At 43.0% G+C, this 3,587-nt stretch carries 4 protein-coding genes; 1 reads left to right on the forward strand and 3 read right to left on the reverse strand.

The features are described 5' to 3' along the window. Positions 1-175: 175 nt before the first annotated feature. Together ACWVCM_RS14975 and ACWVCM_RS14980 are read right to left on the reverse strand one after the other, a co-directional pair. Positions 176-901 carry a 50S ribosomal protein L11 methyltransferase gene (locus ACWVCM_RS14975; protein WP_455202569.1) on the reverse strand — a complete coding sequence of 242 codons (726 nt, stop codon included), beginning with the start codon at positions 899-901 and terminating at the stop codon, positions 176-178. Positions 902-1,015: 114 nt separating this feature from the next. Continuing rightward, positions 1,016-1,789 carry a methyltransferase gene (locus ACWVCM_RS14980; protein ID WP_455202570.1) on the reverse strand — a complete coding sequence of 258 codons (774 nt, stop codon included), beginning with the start codon at positions 1,787-1,789 and terminating at the stop codon, positions 1,016-1,018. Positions 1,790-2,111: 322 nt separating this feature from the next. Here ACWVCM_RS14980 and ACWVCM_RS14985 point away from each other — a divergent pair, with 322 nt between their 5' ends. Beyond that, the gene (locus ACWVCM_RS14985) at positions 2,112-3,152 is read left to right on the forward strand and encodes an aldo/keto reductase (RefSeq protein WP_455202571.1); all 1,041 of its coding nucleotides are present in this window, start codon (positions 2,112-2,114) and stop codon (positions 3,150-3,152) included. Between the two features lie 168 nt (positions 3,153-3,320). Here the strand turns inward: ACWVCM_RS14985 and ACWVCM_RS14990 are convergent. Next, positions 3,321-3,587 (reverse strand): hypothetical protein (locus ACWVCM_RS14990; protein ID WP_455202572.1); only part of this gene is annotated, 267 nt, incomplete at its 5' end.

The following is a 3,587-nucleotide window of genomic DNA, read 5'->3' on the forward strand; positions in this document are numbered from 1 at the left end:
AAATGCATGTGATTATTCAATCGAGCTTGTCCCTTTAACCCAGTACCGTGCGGATAATTTACCAATAAGTAACTGGAAGTTTAGCGCCTCCGGCCACCTGTACTCACTCTCTATTAACTGCTGTCTTGTCAGGAAAAATGGCTCTGCTTGCCATACATGAACTCATTCTTGAAGTTTACCCCTGGCGGCTCTGGATTTCTACGAGATAATAAACGCCGTTTCTATTATAAGTTTTCAAATAAATATTTACATCCAGACCCTGCTCACCCGCCACTTGTTGCGCCAGTTCCAGTCCTCGATCATATAATGCGAAAACCCCTTTACCGTCTGGCGTCAAGTGTTCCTTTAAACCTTCCAGGATAGAGGTCAGGAACGCAAGGTTTGAATCCGTGTGAGAATAATCATATATTTTATTTGGGTACCCCAAACCCTGAGGGGGGTTCGATACTATCAAATCAAATTTTTCATTATTAGCAATAACAGAATACGCCCCCTGGTTATCCATAGAAACAAGCCGCACATCCATTTTATTCTCGAACCCTAAACGTTCTGCGTTATAAACCGCATTAGCTACCGCATATGGATTTATTTCAGTTGCCACCGATTTCTTAGCCCCACTCTGTAACGCAATTAGTGAAAGAACACCTGACCCCGCCCCTAAATCCAGGATAGTCTTCCCCTTCACGATCCGTTCGTTATTGAGATAATTTCTTAATGGAAGACCCAGGCCAAATGCGACATTGTCAAAAACTGCAACCTCCCGAGAAAGTTGCTTCACATACTGCTTTTTTGATGTCTGGATCAGGGTATTTATTTCATCATCTGACAAAGAACTATTATTTAAAAGAGTGCAGCCAGTCATTAAACTGCAAATACATACTACTCTTAGAGCCATTAACATTACATCTGCCTCATGTAATTCTTCGCATTAATATTATCTCGAGTATTCCAGTAATTGGACTATCCTAAACCTGCTCAAAGAGGGTTCTTCTCCCCGCAACTCGAGCGAAAATCACTAACCGCTTTGCAGCATAAAAAACAGAGCTTCGTGCCCAAATTCAGCGTAGTACTCCATATGCATTTCCATGATACGAAAACGGTTACGGTCCAGCATATCCAGGATATAGGGAATATTTTTTACAAAGCTGGTTTGATAATAAATGCGCGCATTGGGTTTCATGTACTGACGAATTTCAGCGAACAAGCGTTCATGGAGCTCGTTACGTTTATTATTATCGCTTTCAAAAGGGAAGTTAATATTGACGAAGAAGACGTCGAATTTTTCGTCATCATCGACTGGCTCGAATAAATCACCGACACGAAAATCAATTTTATCGTCAACATCATGTAGTTGCGCATTAACTTTGGCGTTTTCTACGGCAGGCGCGTATATGTCGGTGGCAACGATGCGCTTTGCTTTTTCAGCCGCAAATACAGCATGTACACCCGATCCTGTTCCAAGATCAAGCACCTCTTCACCTTCATTGACTTTGGAATGTTCCAGTAGATAGAGACCGTTTATTGTGATGGGCCTGACATCCGGGTTAACACGAAATTCCTTATTATGCACCAGAACCTTGTTAGGTTGATTTTTTTCGAAATCCTTTCTCGTATTGTAATACCAGACCAGCCTGTATTGGCCGGAATGTTTCAGTTCCCAGGTGCTGTAGTATTCGTTGTTTTCGGCAAAGGCAGTCACCGGTATAACGCAGCTCACGTAGAGGATTACCGTGACATAAAATGTAATCCTGCTTGTGCCTTTTAGAGTGAAAAGCTGCCGCAATGCCATACCTGTCTTCCTGCTTTGTAAATAGACAAAAAAAATTAGTGCTAATTCTAGCTTCACTCAACGCTCATTTAATTGCATGTCTTCGCATGAAATTAACTAGCGAAAACAGTGAGGCACAATATTAAACTGTCTTTAACTAAAAGACGCAATTTATTGAACGTCTTCTTATTGGAATGGACACATTATAAACAATTTACAGAATAAATCTTCTTCTTTTACTGGATACTCATTGCCTTGCGATTTAATGGTATTTGATAATAAAAGCCTCTAAGCTACCTTTAAAATAGAGTTATCTAATCCAATTTTCATAAGCGTTTGAACCATGGAATATCGGAAACTAGGTCGAACAGATTTAGAAATCAGTCTCATTGGTCTGGGAACCATGACCTGGGGCTTTCAAAATACCCAGGAGGAAGGCTTCGAGCAGATGGATTACGCGCTTGAAAAGGGTATCAATTTTTTTGACACTGCCGAAATGTATGCCATACCACCCACTGCGGAAACCTTTGGCACCACAGAGGCGATCATCGGCAACTGGTTTGCCTCACGCAAGACACGCGATAAGGTGGTCCTTGCCACAAAGATATCTGGGCCTGGGTTAGCCTGGGTACGGGAAGGTAAGAATGTCATTAATAAAGCAAATATTCAGCTGGCGCTGGAAGCGAGCCTGAAACGATTAAAGACGGATTACATCGACCTCTATCAATTGCATTGGCCTAACAGGGGATCTTATCACTTTGGCAAAACCTGGAATTACGCGCCAAAATTCGATGTAGAAAAAGAAGCGGATAACTTCCTCGAAGTATTGCACACCATGCAATCTTTGATTCAGGATGGCAAGATCCGTCAATTTGGATTGTCCAACGAAACCGCCTGGGGTTTAACGAAATGGCTACAACTCGCTGAACAACACTCACTGCCCCGTGCAGTTTCCATTCAAAACGAGTATTCCCTCCTTTGCCGTCACTTTGAACCCGACCTTAGCGAAATTACGATTAATGAAAACTGCGGATTACTGGCCTGGTCTCCCCTGTGCCGCGGTATGTTAAGCGGAAAATACCTGAATGGCGCAAAACCGGAAGGCGCACGACTTACCATTGAAACACGCGTCGAGCACCGAATTCACCCCATGACCGATGCAGCAATTGTTCGCTATATCGATTTGGCAAAACGGCATAACCTGGATGTGTGCCAGATGGCTATTGCATTCGTTAACAGTAAACCCTTTATCGCCTCAACGCTCATAGGCGCTACCAACATGACACAATTAAAAACCAATATCGATGCCATATCCCTTAACTTATCCGATGAAGTCAACAGTGAAATAGAAGCAATTCGGCGCGAGTATCCGGCGCCTTTCTGAAAGAGATTCTGACCAGATAACGGCTTATTTTTTAAAAATACCTGGAAAAGTTTGTTATTGTGCGAAAGGAATTCTTTGAGAGTTGTTTGTCCTATTAGAGGAGTGTCTGGAGCTTATTCAATTACAAACACACGAATCTTTTCCCTGGAAGGGCATGGTGCATTCTACTTAAAATACTACGCTTTTTTCTCTCAAAGCACAGATGACTGCTTCCATTTCCGCGCACGATACTTCCCCGCGCTCACAACTGGATGTGCAGAGGTTGGCACCGGCTATAGGGTAGTCTGAATATTCCACAAAGTGTTGTAGTGCCCCACCTCCTCCCCGGATAATATCCCTGATAACCAGCGGGCTCAACATACCCGCCGACTCCATTATCGGTAACTGGGTAACATTGTGTAAGGCCGTTAGTAATTTGGGGCCAATAAACTGTGG

This window comes from Kaarinaea lacus, assembly GCF_975902315.1.